The 19204-nt window shown below is 70.9% G+C and carries 18 protein-coding genes; 7 read left to right on the top strand and 11 right to left on the bottom strand.

Translation table 11 applies throughout. The features are described from left to right. The 3 genes from ACFUN8_RS31215 to ACFUN8_RS31205 form a co-directional block, all read right to left on the bottom strand. On the bottom strand, positions 1-581 hold a 581-nt coding region (locus ACFUN8_RS31215), incomplete at its 3' end, for an ATP-binding cassette domain-containing protein (RefSeq protein WP_383644955.1). 12 nt (positions 582-593) lie between these two features. Continuing rightward, a complete protein-coding gene (locus ACFUN8_RS31210) occupies positions 594-2264 on the bottom strand; it encodes an ABC transporter substrate-binding protein (protein WP_383644951.1) in 1671 nt (556 codons plus the stop codon). A gap of 280 nt (positions 2265-2544) precedes the next feature. Next, a complete protein-coding gene (locus tag ACFUN8_RS31205) occupies positions 2545-3588 on the bottom strand; it encodes a LacI family DNA-binding transcriptional regulator (protein WP_383644948.1) in 1044 nt (347 codons plus the stop codon). 269 nt (positions 3589-3857) lie between these two features. On the opposite strand from ACFUN8_RS31205, the gene ACFUN8_RS31200 reads away from it, so the two are divergent. Continuing rightward, the gene (locus tag ACFUN8_RS31200) at positions 3858-5744 is read left to right on the top strand and encodes an RICIN domain-containing protein (RefSeq protein WP_383644945.1); all 1887 of its coding nucleotides are present in this window, start codon (positions 3858-3860) and stop codon (positions 5742-5744) included. A 108-nt stretch (positions 5745-5852) separates the two neighbouring features. On the opposite strand, the gene cimA is transcribed toward ACFUN8_RS31200, so the two are convergent. The 7 genes from cimA to ACFUN8_RS31165 form a co-directional block, all read right to left on the bottom strand. Beyond that, positions 5853-7466 carry a citramalate synthase gene (cimA, locus tag ACFUN8_RS31195; protein ID WP_383644942.1) on the bottom strand — a complete coding sequence of 538 codons (1614 nt, stop codon included), beginning with the start codon at positions 7464-7466 and terminating at the stop codon, positions 5853-5855. A 350-nt stretch (positions 7467-7816) separates the two neighbouring features. Beyond that, a complete protein-coding gene (locus ACFUN8_RS31190; protein WP_383644940.1) occupies positions 7817-9097 on the bottom strand; it encodes a TolB family protein in 1281 nt (426 codons plus the stop codon). Positions 9098-9287: 190 nt separating this feature from the next. Next, positions 9288-9887, bottom strand: a complete 600-nt coding sequence (locus ACFUN8_RS31185) for a TetR/AcrR family transcriptional regulator (RefSeq protein ID WP_383644937.1) — start codon at positions 9885-9887, stop codon at positions 9288-9290. A gap of 186 nt (positions 9888-10073) precedes the next feature. Further along, positions 10074-10385, bottom strand: a complete 312-nt coding sequence (locus tag ACFUN8_RS31180) for a hypothetical protein (RefSeq protein WP_383644934.1) — start codon at positions 10383-10385, stop codon at positions 10074-10076. A 135-nt stretch (positions 10386-10520) separates the two neighbouring features. Then, positions 10521-11624: a branched-chain amino acid aminotransferase gene (locus ACFUN8_RS31175; RefSeq protein ID WP_383644931.1), complete on the bottom strand. Its 1104-nt coding sequence runs from the start codon at positions 11622-11624 to the stop codon at positions 10521-10523. Positions 11625-11852: 228 nt separating this feature from the next. Then, positions 11853-12893, bottom strand: a complete 1041-nt coding sequence (locus tag ACFUN8_RS31170) for a 3-isopropylmalate dehydrogenase (protein WP_383644928.1) — start codon at positions 12891-12893, stop codon at positions 11853-11855. A 118-nt stretch (positions 12894-13011) separates the two neighbouring features. Continuing rightward, entirely contained in the window at positions 13012-13140 is a 129-nt protein-coding gene (locus tag ACFUN8_RS31165; protein WP_383644925.1) for a hypothetical protein, read from the bottom strand. 290 nt (positions 13141-13430) lie between these two features. Here ACFUN8_RS31165 and ACFUN8_RS31160 point away from each other — a divergent pair, with 290 nt between their 5' ends. Both ACFUN8_RS31160 and ACFUN8_RS31155 read left to right on the top strand, forming a co-directional pair. Next, positions 13431-13769 (top strand): PadR family transcriptional regulator, encoded by a 339-nt coding sequence (locus tag ACFUN8_RS31160; RefSeq protein ID WP_383644921.1) that lies wholly within the window; start codon positions 13431-13433, stop codon positions 13767-13769. After that, on the top strand, positions 13766-14653 hold the full coding sequence (locus ACFUN8_RS31155; RefSeq protein WP_383644918.1) for a hypothetical protein: 888 nt from the start codon (positions 13766-13768) through the stop codon (positions 14651-14653). Before ACFUN8_RS31160 ends, ACFUN8_RS31155 begins: the two co-directional genes overlap by 4 nt. Positions 14654-14713: 60 nt before the next feature. Here the strand turns inward: ACFUN8_RS31155 and ACFUN8_RS31150 are convergent, their stop codons facing one another. After that, positions 14714-15259, bottom strand: coding sequence for a GNAT family N-acetyltransferase (locus ACFUN8_RS31150; RefSeq protein WP_383644916.1), 546 nt, complete (start codon positions 15257-15259; stop codon positions 14714-14716). Between the two features lie 101 nt (positions 15260-15360). Between ACFUN8_RS31150 and ACFUN8_RS31145 the strand changes: the two genes are divergently transcribed. The 4 genes from ACFUN8_RS31145 (at position 15361) to ACFUN8_RS31130 (ending at position 19174) form a co-directional block, all read left to right on the top strand. After that, the gene (locus ACFUN8_RS31145; protein WP_383644913.1) at positions 15361-15936 is read left to right on the top strand and encodes a CDP-alcohol phosphatidyltransferase family protein; all 576 of its coding nucleotides are present in this window, start codon (positions 15361-15363) and stop codon (positions 15934-15936) included. After that, positions 15933-16811, top strand: a complete 879-nt coding sequence (locus tag ACFUN8_RS31140) for a phosphatidate cytidylyltransferase (RefSeq protein WP_383644910.1) — start codon at positions 15933-15935, stop codon at positions 16809-16811. The genes ACFUN8_RS31145 and ACFUN8_RS31140 overlap by 4 nt, the downstream gene beginning before the upstream one ends. Further along, complete coding sequence (locus ACFUN8_RS31135; RefSeq protein WP_383644907.1) at positions 16808-18271, top strand: lysophospholipid acyltransferase family protein; 1464 nt, start codon at positions 16808-16810, stop codon at positions 18269-18271. The genes ACFUN8_RS31140 and ACFUN8_RS31135 overlap by 4 nt, the downstream gene beginning before the upstream one ends. Positions 18272-18340: 69 nt before the next feature. Then, positions 18341-19174 (top strand): DUF1206 domain-containing protein, encoded by an 834-nt coding sequence (locus ACFUN8_RS31130; RefSeq protein ID WP_383644904.1) that lies wholly within the window; start codon positions 18341-18343, stop codon positions 19172-19174. Positions 19175-19204 lie beyond the last annotated feature (30 nt).

Raw genomic sequence — 19204 nt, 5'->3', positions numbered from 1 at the left:
GGGTACGGGGTCTCCTGCGCCAGCACCATGGCGACCCAGACCCGCTGGCGCTGGCCGCCGGACAGCTCGTGCGGGAATTTGTCCAAGTACTGAAGAGGTGGCAGCAGTTGGACCCGTTCCAGCAGTTCGCACGCCTCCGCCTCGGTGGCCTGCTTGCCGTGGATCTTCAGCGAGCGGGTGAGGTGGTAGCGCACCGTGTGCACGGGATTGAGCGAGGCGAACGGGTCCTGGAAGATCAGCTGGACCTGTTTCACGTACGCCCGGAAGGACCGGCCGCGACCAGCCTTGACCGGGGTGCCGCCGAGCCGTATCTCGCCGTCGGTGAGGGGATACAGCTGTGACAGCAGCCGGGCCACCGTCGACTTGCCCGACCCCGACTCGCCGACCAGCGCCGTGACGCTGCCACGCCGCAGACGCAGCGAGACGTCGTCCACGGCGTGGACGGTACGGCGCCGACGGGCGACGATGTCGCCCACGGTCCGTCTGACGGGGAAGTGCTTGGTGACGCCGCGCGCTTCGAGCACGATGTCGCTGTCGTGAGTGGCGCCGCTCTCGGCGGGGTCACGGTCATGGTTGGTCATCGGCCGGCCTCGTCACTTCGCGGGCTTGAGGTGCAGAACGACATCCAGCGCGTTGGGCTGGGTCGGCTGCGGCGGGCCGTACGGGTCGGCCTCCGTCGGCCAGCCCACCCAGTTCTTGGTGGAGTACTCCGCACCGATGGGTGCCGCCGCCGTCGGGATCATCGGGACCTCGTCGACCATGATCTTCTGGATGGTGTTCAGCGCCGTGGTGCGCGCCGAGTCCTCCGTCGCGTTCGCGTACTCCTTCAGCGCCTTGGTCGCCTCGGGGCTGTCGAACCGGCCGAAGTTGCCGAGCGGCGCGTTCTTGCCGATGGGCTGGAGCAGCGCGCCGTCCATGATGTTCTGGTACATGTCGTACGGCGTGGCACCGGAGTTGGTCCAGTGCAGCGTGGCGTCGAAGTTGCCGTTGCCGACGTCGGAGGTCCACGCCTCGGCGGTCTGCGTCTTGACCTTCGCCTCGATGCCCAGGGGCTTGATGTTGTCCTTGATGATGGACAGACCGGTGATGTAGTCGTTCCAGCCGGCGGGGTCGGTGAAGGTCAGCTTCACGGCCTTGCCGTCCGGGTCCTTCAGGACACTGCCGTCGAGCGTGTAACCCGCCTCGTCCAGCAGCTTCTTCGCGCCGGCGACGTCGGGCTTGATCGTGGCGCCCTTGTACTCGGGGGCGAGGAAGGACTCACCGGCGGGCAGCGGGATACCGGTCGGGTTGGTGATCTCCGGGTAGAGCGTGGCCTGCGCCTGGACGTGGATCGCCTTGCGGTCGATCACCATGGCCATGGCCTTGCGGAGCGCCGGGTCACCGAGCGGGCCCTTGGTGGTGTTGAACCACAGGCCGTGGATGCCGAGTCCGGAGGGGAACCAGAGCTTGTTGTTCTTGGGGTCCTTGGCGACGTACAGCTGCTTGTAGTTCGGCATGAACACGAACGACCACTCGGCCTTGCCGTTGGCGAGTGCGGTGGTCTGCGCGCTGTTGTCGTTGTACGAGGTGAAGCGGAGCTCCTTCACCTGCGTCTTGCCCTTCCAGTAGGAGGACGTCGTGTCGAGCGTGGTGGTCTGCGGCGTGAACGTCTTGAGCTTGTACGGCCCCGAGCCGAGCGGCTTGCGGTTGGGCCAGGTCGCCGGGTCCTTGACCGTCTCCCAGATGTGCTTGGGGACGATGAACGTCGTGGCGATCTTGTTCTGGTTGACGAACTGCGAGTCCTTGAAGGTGAGGACGACCTTGCCGCCCTCCACGGTTATGCCGTCGTAGGGCACGCCGTTGCCGTTGAGCGCCGGGAACTTCTTGATCAGCCCGAAGGTGAACGCCACGTCCTCGGCGGTCAGCTTCTTGCCGTCCGACCACTTCGCCCGGTCGTCGATGGTGAAGGTGACCTTGGTGAAGTTCGCCTCCCACTTCCAGTCGCTCGCCAGCCAGGGCTTGCCCTTCTCGCTGGGGCGGATCTGGTTCGTCATCACCAGGGGCTCGTAGATCATGTAGCGGTAGCCGAGCGACGCACCGGCGGACGTGCCGAGGAACGGGTTGCTGTTGTTGGTCTGCGGGCCGTTCGGCATACCGATGGTGAGGACGCCGGAGGCGCCGCCTGATGACCGGTTGGCATCCGAGTTGGCCGAGGAACATCCGGCGGCGAGCGCGGCCACGACGGTGGCGGCGGCCAGCGCCCGGAGCTTGCGGTGTGCGGACATGGCGACTCCAGAAAGGGAATGCAGCTCTGTGGGACGGCGGGCCCGTGGAACTGGGGCCTGAGGACCGGGTGTGGTGCGATACCAGGTGCTGTGTGCGGGTGCGGGTGTGCGTGTGCGTGTGCGTGTGCTGGCGTATCGGTTCTGCGGCTGTGCGGGCTTGCGGCTGTGCCGTTCTGATCGTCTCTGCGGCTGTGCGGCCTTGCGACTGTGCCGTTCTGACGCTGTATCAGGTGGTGCGGACGGTTCAGGTGCTATCGGGTGGTGCTCACGGATACCCGTGTCACGCGGACACGGAGTCGGCGGGAACGACGGCGGACGGACTCGCGACCGGCGCGGAGTTCGCCACCGCCAGCGGTGCCGACTGCCGTACGACCAACTCCGTCGGGAGAACGACCGTCTCCTGCGCGGTCGTCCCTCCCAGGTGCCCGAGCAGCATCCGCGCCGCCGTCTCCCCCATCCGCCGGGTGGGCTGGCGGACGGTCGTCAGGGGCGGTTCGGTGTGCTGGGCCATCGGGATGTCGTCGAACCCGACCACGGCGATGTCGTCCGGCACCGACCGCCCCGCCGCGCGCAACGCCCGCAGCGCGCCTGCGGCGCTGATGTCGTTGTGCGCGAAGACGGAGTCGAACGGCGTCCCGGCGACGAGGAGTTGCTCGACGGCGAGGCGTCCGGACAGCTCCGTGAAGTCCCCCACCGCGACCAGGTCGGTCGGGAGGATCTCGCGGAAGCCGCCGAGCCGGTCGCGTACGCAGCCGAACTGCTCCGGCCCCGTGATGACCAGCGGTCTGCTGCGTCCGTCGGCCAGCAGGTGGCGGGCGGCGGACGCACCTCCTTCGTGATTGGTGGTCACGACGGAGGGGAATTCGTCGGGGCGGCTGCCGCGATCGTCGATCAGCACGACCGGCAGACCCTTGTGACTGAGAGCGATGATCTTGTCGAGCGTGTTCTCGGGTTCGACGACGAGCAGTCCGTCGAAGGCCCGCGCGGAGACCTGGGTGGTGAAGCGCTCGACCGAGTCCGCGCCGCGGTTGAAGGTGAAGAGCAGCAGGCCGTAGCCGGCGGCCTCCACCGTGTCGACGACGCCCTGCAGGACCTCGCCCATCCACGGCCAGGTCAGCGAGGGCACCAGCATCCCGACCGTACGGCTGTTGCCGCGGGCCAGTCCGACGGCGCCCGAACTGGGCACGTATCCAAGAGATGCGATGACGGCGCGGACCCTGGCGGCCGTTCCACCGTCGACCTCACCCTTGGTGTTGATAACCCGGGACACGGTCGTCTTGCTGACACCGGCCGCGCGGGCGACATCGGCAATGGTGACGCGCATCGGAGGGCCTCCGAATCGTGGGCTGGAACCGGTTCCGGTACCGGTACCGGAACCGGTTCCAATTTGAGCGGTGAGTTAACCGGTCCAGACCAAAGTCGTCAAGACTTCACACCGAAATTACTCGGGAGGCGACTCCTGAGGACCAGGAGGGCGTTATGCGTTCAGGTTCTGAATGTTCAAGCCCTTGACTGGAGTTCACAACAGAGTTCACGCTCGCCTGGCGATCCATGGAAGACCCCCCACCCCTCTGTCAAGAAGGGCAGCGCCCCATGATCAGACCGAGTGGCACCCGCAGACGGCTGACGAGGATGCTCCTCGTCGGCGTACTCACGACGGCCGGCCTCACCGGCGTCTCCGCAGGTACGGCGCAGGCCGCCGGCGAGCAGGTGAACATCTGGCTGACGACCACCAGCGACGGCGGCGGCCGTACCGTGACCCGTGGCCTCCAGCCGCAGACGCCCGTCAACTTCCAGCCGGGCAACGGCGGCAGCGGCACGAACGTCACCGTCAACGAGAACACCAAGTACCAGACCTTCACCGGCGGCGGCGCCTCGTTCACGGACACGGCCGCCTGGCTGATGAAGGGCAGCGGGGCGCTCTCCCAGGCGACCCGCGACGACACGATGCGCAAGCTGTTCTCGCCGGCCGACGGCATCGGGCTGTCGTTCATCCGTAACCCGCTGGGCGGCTCGGACCTCGCGCGGTTCGGCTACACCTTCGACGACATGCCGGCCGGCCAGACCGACCCGGACCTGTCGGAGTTCTCGATCGCACATGATCTCCAGGACGTGCTGCCGCTGACGAAGCAGGCGAAGCAGCTCAACCCGGCGCTCACGACGATGGCGTCGCCCTGGACCGCCCCGGCCTGGATGAAGGACAACGGCCAGCTGAACGGCGGCTGGCTGAAGGCGGAGAACTACGGCGTCTACGCCGACTACTTCGTCAAGTACCTGCAGGCGTACCGCGACCAGGGCATCCCGATCGACTACGTCTCGGCGCAGAACGAGCCGACCTGCTGCTCGTCGTACCCGTCCATGAGCTGGAACGCCTCGGGGCTCGCGTACTTCACGAAGGCCGAACTGCTGCCCGGACTCCAGGCGGCGGGCCTGCCCACCAAGGTCATGGCGCACGACTGGAACTGGGACACCTACGACGCGTACGCGGCGGAGACCGTGAACGACGCGGCGATCCGCAACCACCCCAACTTCGGCGGCATCGCCTGGCACGGCTACGGCGGCGACGTCAACAAGCAGACGCAGGTGCACAACCAGTACCCGCAGCTGGACGCCTTCCAGACCGAGCACTCCGGCGGCACCTGGATCGGCAACCAGCAGACCGAGGACATGTCCAACATCATCAACTACACCCGTAACTGGGCGAAGTCGGTGACCAAGTGGTCCCTGGCCGTGGACCAGAACCGGGGTCCGCACAACGGCGGCTGCGGCACCTGCGACGGGCTGATCACCGTCAACAACGGCGGTTCCCAGGCCGGTCAGGTGAAGTACAACATCGAGTACTACACGATGGGGCACCTCACCAAGTTCGTGACGCCGGGCGCGCACCGTATCGAGTCTTCCGCCAGCACCACCGTGCCCAACGTGGCCTGGCAGAACCCGAACGGCTCCAAGGCGCTGATCGCGTACAACGAGGCGTCGCAGGCCCGCGAGATCCGGGTCAACTGGGGCGGCCAGAACTTCAGTTACTCGCTGCCCGGCAAGACGTCGGCCACCTTCACCTGGTCCGGCGGCCAGTCCGGCGACAGCGGCGGCACCGCGGGGACCCTGAACGGTCTCGGCGGCAAGTGCCTCGACGTGGCCGGCGGGAGCAGCGCCAACGGTACGGCCATCCAGCTCTGGGACTGCAACGGCTCGGCGGCGCAGCGCTGGACGATCGGTGGCGACGGGACGGTGCGCACGCTCGGCAAGTGCCTGGACGTCGCGGCCGCGTCGACCGCGAACGGAGCGAAGGTGCAGCTGTACGACTGCAACGGTTCCGGGGCGCAACAGTGGAGACACGAGTCCGGCAGCGGTGATCTGGTGAACGCTCCGGCCGACAAGTGCCTCGACATCACGGGGAATTCGTCGGCGAACGGGGCGAAGGCGCAGCTGTGGAGCTGTACCGGGGCGGCCAACCAGAAGTGGCGGCTCCAGGCGTAGGTCCGTCGGCCGGTCCGTGGACTGGCCGGTGGCCTGTCTCTTCCGCGTACGGGGTGTCGGTGGCCGGTCCGGTCACCGGCACCCCGTACGTACGCGCGACCTCGGCCGCTACTCGGCCGGCTCGACCCCGGCCCTCAGCAGCCCGTAGGTGTACGCGTCCTCCAGGGCCTGCCACGAAGCGGCGATCACGTTCTCGCCGACGCCCACCGTCGACCACTCCGCCGCCCCGTCCCCCGTGGTGATCAGCACGCGCGTCGTGGACTCCGTGCCGTGCTTGCCCTCCAGGATGCGGACCTTGTAGTCCACCAGCTCCAACTTGGCCAGCTGCGGGTAGATGCGCTCCAGGCCGACCCGCATGGCGCGGTCCAGCGCGTTGACGGGGCCGTTGCCCTCCGCGGTGGCGACGATGCGCTCGCCCTTGGCCCACAGCTTCACGGTCGCCTCGTTGGCGTGCGAGCCGTCCGGGCGGTCCTCGACGATCGCGCGCCACGACTCCGTACGGAAGTAGCTCCGCGCCCTGCCCTCGGCCTCCTCGCGCAGCAGCAGTTCGAAGGAGGCGTCGGCGGCCTCGTACGTGTAGCCCTTGAGTTCGCGCTCCTTGACCCGGCCGACGACGCGGCCGACCAGATCGCGGTCGTCGCCGAGGTCGATGCCCAGTTCCTTGCCCTTGAGCTCGATCGAGGCGCGTCCCGCCATGTCGGAGACGAGCATCCGCATGGTGTTGCCGACCTGCTGGGGGTCGATGTGCTGGTAGAGGTCGGGGTCGACCTTGATCGCCGAGGCGTGCAGTCCGGCCTTGTGCGCGAAGGCGGAGACGCCGACGTACGGCTGGTGGGTGGAGGGTGTCAGATTGACCACCTCGGCGATGGCGTGCGAGATGCGGGTCATCTCGGCCAGCGCGCCCGGGGGCAGGACCCGCTTGCCGTACTTCAGCTCCAGCGCGGCGACGACGGGGAAGAGGTTCGCGTTGCCGACGCGCTCGCCGTAGCCGTTCGCGGTGCACTGCACGTGCGTGGCGCCCGCGTCCACGGCGGCGAGGGTGTTGGCGACGGCGCAGCCGGTGTCGTCCTGGGCGTGGATGCCGAGCCGGGCGCCGGTGTCGGCGAGCACGGTGGCGACCACGGCCTGGATCTGGGCGGGCAGCATGCCGCCGTTGGTGTCGCAGAGGATGACGACGTCCGCGCCGGCCTCGGCGGCGGCCCGGACGACGGACTTGGCGTACTCGGGGTTGGCGCGGTAGCCGTCGAAGAAGTGCTCGCAGTCGACGAAGACGCGCCTGCCCTGTTCGCGCAGGTGGGAGACGGTGTCGGCGACCATCGCCAGGTTCTCTTCGAGCGTCGTACGGAGCGCGAGTTCGACGTGCCGGTCGTGCGACTTGGCGACGAGCGTGATCACCGGGGCGCCGGATTCGAGCAGCGCCCCGACCTGCGGGTCGTCGGCGGCGCGGGCGCCGGGACGGCGTGTGGCGCCGAAGGCGACGAGTTTGGCGTGCTTGAAGTCGATCTCGCTCCGGGCGCGGGCGAAGAACTCGGTGTCCCGCGGGTTGGCGCCCGGCCAGCCGCCCTCGACGAACCCCACCCCGAAGTCGTCCAGGTGCCGCGCGATGGTCAGCTTGTCGGCGACCGTCAGATTGATGCCTTCACGCTGGGCCCCGTCGCGCAGCGTGGTGTCGAAGACATGGAAACTGTCGTCGGCGTCGGTGACCGTTGAATCTGTGGTCATGACTCTGTGACTCCTGTCGAGTGATGGAGGGTCTGGCTCCACTGCCCTGTCTTCGCGTGCGTCCCGTTTCGGCCGGGGTGGGGCCGGAAAACGAAAAAACCCCTCGCGGGTGCGAGAGGTCTGCGCGCGGGTCTGGGGGCGAGATGGCCGCTCCGTACGTGGTGGTACGTGGCGGTCACTGCGGACCGGCGCGCCTGCTGCCCATAATCATGGCGAACGAGAACACGGAAGCAGTGTGGCACGTTTGCACCCCGGTGGAAGCCCCGTCTCACGATGCGGGCGGTGCGGGTGAGGTGAGACGGGGCTGCCGGGGCCCCCGGCCCCGGAGTCACTGCGGGCGGCGTCCGGTGTCAGTGCGGGCGGCGTACGAAGACGTCCTGCTCGCCGTTGGTGTCCCCCGGTACGAACGCGCCGTCGTCGTAGCCGGCGAAGGCGACCGTGGCGCCGTCGGCGCTGAGCGCCGAGGACGCGGCACCCCGCGGCGAACCGTCGGCTCCCGGCGTCGCCAGAGTGTCGCCGCCGCCGGCCAGGTCGCGGACCCAGTGGCCGTCCACACCGGCGGCGTACGCCGAGTACAGGAGCTTCGAGCCGTCCGCCGAGATGCCGGTCGCCGCCGTGACCGAGGCCGGGTCCGCCCCGTCGACGCGGGTCAGCGTGCCGGTGCGCAGGTCGCGCACGAAGGGGTTCCAACCGCGGTTGGGGTCGGTGCCCGGGACCAGGTCGGTGGCGTAGGAGTTGAAGACGACGGTCGAGCCGTCGGCGCTGAGAAGGGGCTCGGTGGACGCCTTGTCGGCGGCGGTGCCGTCGTACGTGGCGTCGGCGTGCGTCGTCCCACCGGTGGTCCGGTCGTGGACGTGGATGTCGCCCCAGTCGTCGCCACGGGGCCCGTTCGTGTACGCGTCCTGGTAGGCGACCTTCGTACCGTCGGCGCTGATGGATCCCACCGTGCAGCCGCGCGCGCCGTTCGTGGAGTCCGGCGAGTGGCTGATCCGCTCGGCGGTGCCCGTCCCGCGGTCGAGGGCGTAGACGCGCGAGCCGTCGTCGGCGGCCGGGGGCGTCGCGCCCGTGGGGCGGGCGTCGAAGGCGACGGTGCGGCCGTCCTCGCTGATCACCGCCGCGCCGTACGAGGCGGCGTAGCCGTCGTCGAGGGTCGGCGCCAGGGTCTCGGTGACGCCCGTCCGCAGGTCGTACACGCGCAGTGCGTACGACCCGGCCGCGGCGGGATCGTAGGTGGTGTACGTGAGGTGGTCGCCGGCCGGGCTGAGCGCGGGTGACGACGGGCTGCCCGCGCCGTCGGTGACACGGAGCAGGGGGCTGTCCGCCCCGTCGCGTACGAACACGTCCCGGGTGCCCGGGGTGTCGCCCGGCACGAGGTTGGCGGCGTCGGAGACGAAGGCTACGACGGTGCCGTCGGCGTTCACGGCGGGGTCGCCGGACGAGCCGTCGGCCTGGGAGCCGTCGGGCGCGACGCTGACGCGCTCCGTGACGGGCGCCGTGACGGGCGCCGCCGGCGGGTGCGTGGCGGGCCCCGACGGGGCGGCGACGGCCGGGGCGGCGGTCGCGGTGACGACGGCGGCGACGACCGAGACGGCCGCGCCCAGGGCGGTACGGGTACGGGCGGTGAACTTCACTGGTGGTTCCCCCTGTTGACGACGTACGGAGCCCCCGGCGCACATCACGCCCGCGGTGGGATCGCTCCCATGACGGTCGTGACCGGTCCGGCGCCGAGGACATCTGGGATGCAATCGCATCCACCCGCCCACGGTCAATCGGCCCGAAGGCGTACAACCAAGACACGCCCTCGACCGTCCGCAGGTCGGTTCAGAGCAGTGACTCCTTGATGAACTCGCGAACATGTGGCAGGACTTGGGCCCGTCCGGCGCCCGGTATCCCGACCACCACATGGACGCTGAAGCCGTCGAGCAGCGCGCGCAGCCGGGCGGCGAACCGGTCCGGGTCGACGGCCCGCAGCTCGCCGCGCGAGATTCCCTCGGCGAGCAGCGCCACCAGGTCCCGGTGCCAGGCGCGCTCTATCGCCGCCTGCCGGGCGCGGACCTCGTCGGCGGCGTCCTGCGAGCGGTTCCAGACCTCCAGCCACAGCGTCCAGTGCGGATCGCGGTGGCCCGCCGGGACGTAGAGATCGACGTACGCGTCCAGTCGCTCCCGCACCGTGGCCTGCCGGGACAGCAAACCCCTGCGTACGGCGCCGCGTTGCGACTCGCTCCACTCCAGGGTCTGGAGCAGCAGCTCGTCCTTCGTACGGAAGTAGTAGAGGAGGTGACCGCTGCTCATCCCGACGTCACGTCCGAGCCCGGCCATGGTGAGGCCGTCGAGCCCGTGCCCGGCGATGGTGTCCATGGCGGCGGCGAGCACGGCCTCGCGGGGCGGAGCCGCGTTGCGGCGGCGTGCGGTGGGTGTCACTCGTCCGTTGTACCCGATGCGGGCACGCGGGGTCGCCGCCGGGTCACACAGTGAGAGTTGCCGTGCGCACGGAGCGAACGAGCAGACCGGTGCCCGCCCCGAGGAGGCGGATGACGCCGAGCCGGCGCAGGACGTTCGGGTCGCGGTAGGCGGGCCGCGCGGGCGCGGGCGAGACGGCCCCGGGTATCACAGCCGGGGGAACATCTGGAGCCGCACGGACACCTGCGCGGCCCCCTCCGCCCGCTTCTCCGCCCGCCCCTCCTTCTCCGAACTCCCGCGACGTGTTCGGTACTTGTCGATCACGCCCACCAGCTCGCGCTTCATCTCGTTGAGCTCGTCGGGCGTCAGACTCACGGCGCAGTCGCTAAAGACCGACGCCTCGAACCAGTCGTCCGGGAAGAGCGGAACGACCGCGGCGAGCCTGCGCAGTCGGTCGCTGCGGGCGAGCACCACCGCGTTCGTGTACGCGCGGCTGCCCTGCCGCTCGTCCGGCGCCACGGTGGCGGGGTCGTGGTACGACCGCTGGTGCCGCGCCCGCCACCAGCGGTCGTGCCGAGCGTGACGTCGTGGTCCGGATCGGCACCCAGCGGGTCACCGGCCGGAACTACGAGCCGGAAGTGCCAGCCGTGCGCCTCAGCCCACCTGGTGCATCCACCCGTGGACGTCCTCGGCCCGCCCCGTCTGGATGTCCAGCAGCGCCGCGCGCAGCCTCGACGTCACTTCACCGGACTCCCCGCCCGAGTGCGTCCACTCCCCGCCCGCGGACCTGACGAGGCCGACCGGGGTGATGACGGCGGCCGTACCGCACGCGAAGACCTCGGTGAGGGTGTCGTTCTCGGTGTCACCGCGCCACTCGTCGATGGAGATACGGCGCTCCTGCGACGTGTAGCCGAGGTCGCCGGCCAGCTTCAGCAGCGAGTCACGGGTGATGCCGGCGAGCAGCGAGCCGGTCAGTTCGGGCGTGACGATCTTGTCCCCGTACACGAAGTACAGGTTCATCCCGCCCAGTTCCTCGACCCACTTGTGCTCGACGGCGTCCAGGTACGCGACCTGGTCGCAGCCCTCCGCCGCCGCCTCGGCCTGCGCGAGCAGCGACGCCGCGTAGTTGCCGCCGGTCTTGGCGTCGCCCATGCCGCCGGGAACGGCGCGCACCCGGTTCTCGGAGAGCCAGATGGAGACGGGCTTCACGCCGCCGGGGAAGTACGCGCCGGCCGGGGAGGCGATGACCAGGAACAGGTACTCGTTCGCGGGCCGCACCCCCAGGCCCACCTCGGCCGCGATCATGAACGGCCGCAGATACAGCGACGCCTCGCCGCCGTGCGGCGGCACCCACGCCTCGTCCTGCTGGACCAGCGCGTCGCACGCCTCGATGAACGTCTCGACCGGCAGCTCGGGCATCGCCAGCCGGCGGGCGGAGACCTGGAAGCGCCGGGCGTTGGCCTCGGGCCGGAAGGTGGCGACGGTGCCGTCGGGGCGGCGGTAAGCCTTCAGCCCTTCGAAGATCTCCTGCGCGTAGTGCAGCGTCATGTTGGCCGGGTCGAGCGAGAGGGGGCCGTACGGGACGAGCTGCGCGTCGTGCCAGCCCCGGCCCTCCGTCCACCTGATGGTCACCATGTTGTCGGTGAAGTGGCGGCCGAAGCCGGGAGCGGCCAGGATCGCCTCGCGCTGCGCGTCGGACAGCGGATTCGACGAGGGCTTGAGCGCCAGAGTGGGCAACGGTGTCGTGGGCGTGGTCATGAGTTCTTGTCCTTCACCGGTTGTGTGTGACGGACCGCGCTCACGCCGCTACAGGTACTAGGACGTCCGAGCTTTCCCTCATGCCGCGGCCCACGCCGATTATCGCGCGTGGCGGGACGGGGCATGAAACGGGGTGAATGCGGCCCTACGGATGATGGTGACACCCGGCGGCCGCAAAGCACAGCCGCCGGGTGCTGTGACCCGGCGGCTGTGAGAGTCGTCGGCGGGTCAGCTCGCTACTCGTACGACGAGCGCGTCACCGATCTCGTCGGTCGTACGGGGCGCACTGCCGCGCTCCGCGAGGTCGGCCGCGACGGCCTCCTCGATGCGGGCGGCCTCGGCGTCGAAGCCCAGGTGCCGCAGCAGCAGTGCGACCGAGAGGATCGTGGCCGTGGGGTCGGCCTTCCCCTGGCCCGCGATGTCCGGGGCCGAGCCGTGGACGGGCTCGAACATGGACGGGAACGCCCGGTCGGGGTTGATGTTCGCGGAGGCCGCCAGGCCGATGCCGCCGGTCACGGCAGCGGCGAGGTCGGTGAGGATGTCGCCGAAGAGGTTGTCGGTGACGATCACGTCGAAGCGGTCGGGCTGGGTGACGAAGAAGATCGTCGCGGCGTCGACGTGCAGATAGTCGGTGGAGACGTCGGGGTACTCCTGGCCGACCCGGTCGAAGATCCTCTTCCAGAGGTGGCCCGCGTAGACGAGGACGTTGTTCTTGTGGACCAGCGTCAGCTTCTTGCGGGGGCGGGAGTTGGCACGCTCGTACGCGTCGCGCACGACACGCTCCACGCCGTACGCCGTATTGAGGCTGACCTCCGTGGCCACCTCGGCGGGCGTATCGGTGCGCAGGGAACCACCGTTGCCCGTGTAGGGGCCCTCGGTGCCCTCGCGGACGACGACGAAGTCGATGTCCGGGCGGCCGGCCAGCGGTGTGGCCTGGTTCGGGAAGAGCTTCGACGGGCGCAGGTTCACATAGTGGTCGAAGGCGAACCGCAGCTTCAGCAGCAGCCCTCGTTCCAGGACCCCGGACGGCACGGACGGGTCGCCGATGGCGCCGAGGAGGATCGCGTCGTGCGCCTTGAGCGCGGTCAGCTCCGCGTCGGGGAGGGTCTCCCCGGTGCGGAGCCAGCGCCGGGCGCCGAGGTCGTACTCCTTGGTCTCCAGCTTCACATCTTGCGGGAGCACGGAGCCGAGGACCTTCAGGCCCTGGGCCACGACCTCCTGGCCGATGCCGTCACCGGGGATCACTGCGAGGTTGATGCTGCGAGACATGACGGGCACCTTACTGCGCGTCCCAGTGCCTGACACGCGCGGTCCACGATTCGGACAGCCGCGTGTTGGGCGCGGGGGTACCCGACCGTACGGCAGCGGTGTCGGGGGGCGCCCCGGCTCAGTGGCCGGTGGAGCCGCCGTTGTCCCTGCGGTCGAGGGCACGCTGGAGGGCCGCCGCGGCGTTCTTGCGGTCGGACTCGTTGCTGCGGACGCGGTGACGGACGCGGCGGACTGTCGTCTCGGCCATGATGATCGACTCCTTGAGACAGCTGAGGCATACGGCTGGGGGGCCGTATGAGGCATCTGCGAGGCGCCGGATGGGCGGGGAGCACGCCCGCAGGGGTTGCCTGCGTGAGGGCGATTGCTCACGTCCGCCGTTCGCTGGATCGAGCGAGTCGTTCGGCTCCTACAAAGCTAAGGGAGCCGGGCCGTTCTGTCTCCACAGTTAGTCGGACTTCCTACTATCTGAGACGGCAGCCTTGATCTGGCATAGCGACCTAGGTTGTATTCCTATCTAGGTGGTGGTGGAATACAGGCATGGCAGCAGACCGCAGATCCAGCTGGCTCAAGGGGGTCCTCGACCTCCTCGTCCTCTCCTGTCTCACCGACGGGGAGAGTTACGGCTACGAGATCTCCAAGGCCCTCGCGACCGCCGGTCTCGGCGACATCAAGGGCGGGACGCTCTATCCCGTGCTCAACCGGCTCGAAGAGGCCGGACTGGTCGTCGGGGAGTTCCGCGCCGCCGAGCGCGGCCCCGGGCGGCGCTACTACCGGCTGACGGACGAGGGCCGGCGCGGGCTCGCCACCGAGAGCGGGAACTGGCTGGAGTTCCACACCACCGTACGGAACATGTTGCGCACCGAGGGGGCGTCATGAGTGACCCGGAGCGATGCACCACCGAGGCCCGCCACGTCCGGTCCGGCTCCTCCGGCACCGGCCACGTCGAGCCCGGCCATGTCGAGCCCGGCCATGTCGAGTCCGGCCATGTCGAGTCCGGCTATTTCGACGAACTCGCCGCCGTCCTGCGCGCGGGCGGCATGGCGGAGCGCGAGGTGACCGTCACCGTCACCGATCTCACCGCGTACCTCGCCGAGACGGGCTCCCCCGCCGTGGAGGAGTTCGGTCCGGTCGAGGAGTTCGCCGCGCGGCTCGCGGGTGGTGGCGACGGGGAGGGCGACGGCGGCGGGCCCGAGGAGCCGGAGGCCACCGCCGAGACATGGAAGTGGACCACCGACATCTACAACGACCGCAGGCTGCTGAACGTCTACGGCGACCAGGGCTGGGAGGTCGAACGCCTCGACGCCTTCGGCCGCTTCGTGTGCCGCCGCACCGTCGGCGCCGCGCTGCGCTGGGAGTACCGGCGCGAGGAGCTGGTCAACCGCAAGCGCGACGCCGTGGAGTCGGAACTCGCCCCCGACGGCTGGGAACCGTGCGGGCAGTGGGCCTACTACCTGTACGTCAAGCGACCCAAGGCGGCGAGCGCGGGGCCGGCGGCGACGGTCGCCACGGGGCCCGGAACGCCGCGGTGGAGCTTCTACTTCGGCAGGAAGACGCGCGCGCTGCTGATCGTGTCGGTGGTGAGTCTGGTCGTCCTGGCGTTCCTGTACGGCTCCGGGGCCGTCGAGTTCAACCTGGCCATCGCGATCCCGGTCGCCGTCGCCGCCGGGATCGCGGCCCGGTCCGGCGTCCGGAAGGACGTGGTCGACGGCACGGAGGACGAGGCGCCGGGCGGGGCGAAGGAACGGGGCGGCGAGGGCTGAGGCGTGACGGGGGCTCGGCTTGGCGACTGACGGCTCCGGTACGGGCGGCGGGGCCGCCGCCTACAGCACGTCGCCGTCACGCCAGTCGAAGACCAACGCGTCGTCGGCGGACGGCAGTTCGCTGCCGGGCACCGGCCAGAGGTACGTCGTGCCCTCCTCCTCCGGCAGCCGCACCACCCCGTCCGGGCTCAGCGCCTCGACGCGGCCCTGCCACAGGTGCCAGCCACGTGACCGGTAGAGCCGGGCACCCTTCTCGGACGCGGAGAGCGCGCCGACGTCGTACGCCCGGTCGATCACCCGCTCCAGTACCTCCAGGACCCGGCCGCCGAGCCCGTCCCCGCGCCGGTCCGCGCGTACGGCGACCGCCTCGACGTAACCCACGCGGTACCACCGCCCGGCGTGCGTCAACCGGCGCTGGATCACGCTGCCGTGTGCGACGAGCGCGCCAGTGCCGTCCCGTACGAGGACATGGACGCCGCCGAGCCCGTGCGTCCAGTCCTCCTCACTGAAGGCCCCGTCGAAGGCGACGTCCAGGAGGTCGCGGATCTCGCCGAGGGTCGCCGGGTCGAGTTCGAAGGTATGGGCGGTGCGCAGCGGGTCTGACATGCGTCTCACTCTTTCAGGCCGGGCGCCCGCGCACGTACTCAGTGCCCGGTTGAGTACCTGCTCCATGTCGAAAAAACGTGCCTGCCGCGACAGTTGGCGGCATGAACGGCCTCTACGCACTGAAGCCCTGGTACGCGTCCCGGCTCTCCGGAGTCCGGGCCGCTCTCGTCCGTCGCGAGGTGTCGCCCGACACGGTCACCGCGGCGGGTGTCGTCAGCGCGGCCGGTGCGGCGGCCGCCGTGGCCTGGCTGCCCGCCGGACCGCTCGCCGCGCTCACCGTCGCCGTCCTCCTCGCCGCCCGCCTGGCCTTCGCCAATCTCGACGGGGCGCTGGCGCGGGACACCGGCCGGACGACCCGGCGCGGTGCCGTTCTCAACGAACTCGGGGACCGTGTCTCCGACTTGGTCGTCCTGGCCGGCTTCATCGCCCTGGCGCCGCTGTGGCTGGTCGCGGTGGCGGGGCTGGCGGCGACGCTCCCCTCGTGGGTGTCCCTCGCGGGTACGGCGGCGGGCGCGCCGCGCCGTAACGGTGGCCCCGTCGGTAAGACCGAACGCTGCCTGCTCGTCGTCGTCGCCGCGGCGACCGGCTGGGCGGTGCCGGTGCTCGTCGTGATCGCGGCGGGCTCGGCGCTCACCGCGGTCGTCCGGTTCGGCTGGGTCTGGAGGAAGCTCGCATGAGCGGCGTACTGATCGCGGGCGAGGCCGTGGGGCGCGCCGTCCCGCTCGTGGCCGGTGCTCTCGGGGTGAGCGGGATCGCGGTGGCGACGCTGCCGTCACGGCTCGCGATGCGGGCGGAGCTGCGCAAGCGGTGGCGCACGTGGGCGATCGCCGCGCCGGTGTTCCTCGGGGCACTGTTCCTGGGCGCGGGGGGCGCGTTCGCGCTCGCGACGGCGCTCGGGGTGACGGCGGTGGGCGAGTACGTACGGATGGCGGGGCTGCCGCGCGCGGAGCACGCCGTGCTGGTCGTGGCCGCCGTCGTGCTCCCGGCGCTGGCGTGGCTGGTGCCGGACGCGGTGGACCTTCGGGCGGTCGACCTGAGGGTGGTGGCGCTGCTGCTCGTGGCGGCGGCGCTGCCCGCGCTGCTGGCGGGTGACCACGAGCGGGGCTTCACCCGCTCCGCGCGCACCGTCTTCGCCCTGTTGTGGATTCCCCTGCCGCTCAGCGGACTCGTGCTGCTTGAGGACACGGCGGTCGCGGTCGGGCTGGCGGTGGCGCTCGGCGACGTCGGGGCGTGGTGCGGCGGTACGGCGCTGGGTCGTCGTGGTGCTCTGGCGCGCCCGCTGTCGCCGCTCTCCCCCAGCAAGACGTGGGCGGGGGTGCTGGGCGCGGCGGGGGCGACCGCCCTCGTCCTGGCCGCCGTCGGCGCGTTCACGCCGCTGTTGTGGGCGGCGGTGCTGACCGGCTGTGTACTCGGCGACCTGCTCGAATCCATGGTCAAGCGGGAGGCGGGCGTGAAGGACGCGGGCAGTTGGCTGCCGGGCTTCGGTGGGCTGCTCGACCGGATCGACTCCTTGCTGCTGGCTCTCCTGCTCGCGATGGTGGTGACGGCATGACCGCACGGATCTCCGCTCGTACGGTGGCGGGTTCGACGCCGCGAAGGCCGCGACGGCTGCGGCGCCGCGCGCCGGTCGTCGGGTACCGACGGCGGCGCGCGGTGGCGGGGGCCGCGGGGGCGGGCACGGCTGCTGTTGTCGCGTTCGCGGCCGGCCCGTCGGACGAGCGGTGCGGGCGCGGGGCACGGGGGCGGTTCCGTGGGCCGGGGCGCGCTCGTGGGCGTCGTACCGCCCCCGTCGGCGCCAAGGGTCCCGGCGGCTCCGGCGGCTCCGGCGTGGGCCGGACCCCCGCCCTCTCGCCCTCCCGGCTCGGCGCGGTCCTGCGGCGTGCCCTGTGGTGGGTCGTGCTCACCGTCACCGGCGGCGTGCGGCGGCACGGTCAACTGCCGCCCCGTGGGTGCGTGGTTGTGGCCAACCACTCCTCGCACGCGGACACCGCCGCGTTGCTGGCCGCGCTCGACGCACGGCACCGGCCCGCCATCGGGGCGGCCGCCGACTACTGGTTCGCCTCGCCGTGGCGGCGGCGTGTCTGCCGGGTGCTCGCCGCGGGGTTTCCGGTACGGCGCACCGGCGGCGGCATGGACGATCTGCTGTCCATGGCGGAGGGGCTGCGGGCCGGCCGCGCGGTCGTGCTGTTCCCCGAGGGCACGCGCGGGGCGGACGGCGCGGTCGGGGCCTTCCACCGTGGCGCCCTGGTCCTCGCGGAGCGCGCGGGCGTCCCGGTCGTACCGGTGGGCATCGCGGGGACGGACCGGCTGCTGCCCAAGCACGGGCGGCTGCGTTCGTCGCTGGTGCGGGTACGGATCGGTGCGCCGCTGCCGCCGTCGGCGACGCCGGAGGAAGCGCGGGCGGCGGTCGCGGCGCTGCACGCCCGTACGGCTTCGGAGCCGCTGCCCGACTCCCCCGTACGGCGCCGGGTGGCCGCCGTGGCCGCCTCGCGCCGGGGGTTGCTGCTGGCCTTCGTCTGGGCCTGCGCGGAGGCGTTGAGCTGGCCGCTGATGCCCGAACTGCTCCTGGGCGTCGTCTGCGTCGCGGTCCCCCGGGCGGCGCTGCGGCTCTCCTTCGCCGCGCTCGCGGGCAGCCTGGCGGGTGGGCTGCTGGCCCTCCAACTCGCGAACACGGGGCTCCAGTTGCCCGCGCCCCTGACGACGGACCGGATGCGTGCGGAGGTACGGCAGGAGCTGGCCGTCGAGTCGGCGTCGGCCGTACGGCACCAGCCGTGGAACGGCATCCCGTTCAAGGTGTACGCCGCCGAGGCGGGCCGTGCCGACGTGCCGGCGACCCACTGGCTCGCGGAGTCCGCGCAGGCGCGTGGCGCCCGGACGCTGACGGTCGGTGCGGCCTTCGCCGTACTCGGTCTGCTGCTGCGCCGCTTCCGCCGCCACTACGGCGCGTACGTGGCCCTGTTGGGTGCCGGCTTCACGGCCGGACTGTCACTCATCGTGGCGGGCTGGAGCTGAGCGCCGTAGCCCCCTCCAGTTTCCGGGCCTTGACCGGGGGCACCCGACGAACGATGGGGAGGGTGCCACATGAACGTACAGACGATGTCACTCAGAGGTCGTAGCAAGGGCCGCCAGGCGGCGAACAGTTCGGCGATGGACGCCGCGGCACGCTGGGGATTCACCGCGCGCGGCGTGATCTATCTGCTGATCGGGCTGCTCGCGCTCCAGATCGCCTTCGGCGGTGGCGGCAAGCAGGCCGACCGTGGTGGTGCGCTGGCCGAGATCGGCGAGAAGCCGATGGGTTCCTTCGTCCTGTGGGCACTGGGCATCGGTCTCGTCGGCATGTCCCTGTGGCGGCTGTCCGAGGCGCTGTTCGGCGCCGCGGGACCCGACGGAGGCAAAGCGAGCAAGCGGCTGCTGTCGGCCGGACGTTTCGTGTTCTACGGCTTCGTGGCCTACTCGGTCCTCAGCTTCGCCGCCGGTGACACGGGCGGCTCGTCCGGCGACCAGCAGTCGCAGGACATCACGGCCAAGGCGATGGAACTGCCCGCGGGCCAGTGGCTCGTCGGCGCCGCCGGTGTCGCGATCCTGGCCGCCGGCCTGTGGATCGGGGTGCGCGCCGCGAAGCGGTCGTACCACAAGCACCTCAAGCTCGGGCAGATGTCCCGCAAGGCGAAGCGGTACCTCGACGTGACCGGGGTCGGCGGCGGTCTGGCGCGTGGGCTGCTGTTCGCGGCGATCGGCTGGTTCGTGGTGAAGGCGGCAGTCGACTACGAGCCCGACAAGGCCAAGGGCTTCGACGACACGCTGCGCTCGTTCACCGACACCCCGGTCGGTCCCTGGCTGCTCGTGCTGGTCGCGCTGGGCCTCGTTCTCTTCGGCCTGTTCTCGTTCGGTATGGCGCGCCACCGCAAGGTCTGAGCCCACTGCCGATGCCGCGGCCCCCGCCTC

Origin of the sequence: Streptomyces sp. NPDC057307 (assembly GCF_042667665.1) — a bacterium.
Classification (GTDB): Bacteria; Actinomycetota; Actinomycetes; order Streptomycetales; family Streptomycetaceae; genus Streptomyces.
Note: the sequence above shows the minus strand (reverse complement) of the source record. Positions and strands in the feature narration are given on the sequence as shown.

Excerpts from the sequence above, each read along its gene's own strand:
- ACFUN8_RS31155 (WP_383644918.1), top strand. The coding sequence starts at position 13,766 with ATGAGTGACCCGGAGCGATGCACCACCGAGGCCCGCCACGTCCGGTCC.
- cimA (WP_383644942.1), bottom strand. The coding sequence starts at position 7,466 with ATGACCACAGATTCAACGGTCACCGACGCCGACGACAGTTTCCATGTC.
- ACFUN8_RS31205 (WP_383644948.1), bottom strand. The coding sequence starts at position 3,588 with ATGCGCGTCACCATTGCCGATGTCGCCCGCGCGGCCGGTGTCAGCAAG.
- ACFUN8_RS31200 (WP_383644945.1), top strand. The coding sequence starts at position 3,858 with ATGATCAGACCGAGTGGCACCCGCAGACGGCTGACGAGGATGCTCCTC.
- ACFUN8_RS31175 (WP_383644931.1), bottom strand. The coding sequence starts at position 11,624 with ATGACCACGCCCACGACACCGTTGCCCACTCTGGCGCTCAAGCCCTCG.
- ACFUN8_RS31130 (WP_383644904.1), top strand. The coding sequence starts at position 18,341 with ATGAACGTACAGACGATGTCACTCAGAGGTCGTAGCAAGGGCCGCCAG.
- ACFUN8_RS31210 (WP_383644951.1), bottom strand. The coding sequence starts at position 2,264 with ATGTCCGCACACCGCAAGCTCCGGGCGCTGGCCGCCGCCACCGTCGTG.
- ACFUN8_RS31145 (WP_383644913.1), top strand. The coding sequence starts at position 15,361 with ATGAACGGCCTCTACGCACTGAAGCCCTGGTACGCGTCCCGGCTCTCC.
- ACFUN8_RS31150 (WP_383644916.1), bottom strand. The coding sequence starts at position 15,259 with ATGTCAGACCCGCTGCGCACCGCCCATACCTTCGAACTCGACCCGGCG.
- ACFUN8_RS31160 (WP_383644921.1), top strand. The coding sequence starts at position 13,431 with ATGGCAGCAGACCGCAGATCCAGCTGGCTCAAGGGGGTCCTCGACCTC.
- ACFUN8_RS31165 (WP_383644925.1), bottom strand. The coding sequence starts at position 13,140 with ATGGCCGAGACGACAGTCCGCCGCGTCCGTCACCGCGTCCGCAGCAAC.
- ACFUN8_RS31135 (WP_383644907.1), top strand. The coding sequence starts at position 16,808 with ATGACCGCACGGATCTCCGCTCGTACGGTGGCGGGTTCGACGCCGCGA.
- ACFUN8_RS31140 (WP_383644910.1), top strand. The coding sequence starts at position 15,933 with ATGAGCGGCGTACTGATCGCGGGCGAGGCCGTGGGGCGCGCCGTCCCG.
- ACFUN8_RS31170 (WP_383644928.1), bottom strand. The coding sequence starts at position 12,893 with ATGTCTCGCAGCATCAACCTCGCAGTGATCCCCGGTGACGGCATCGGC.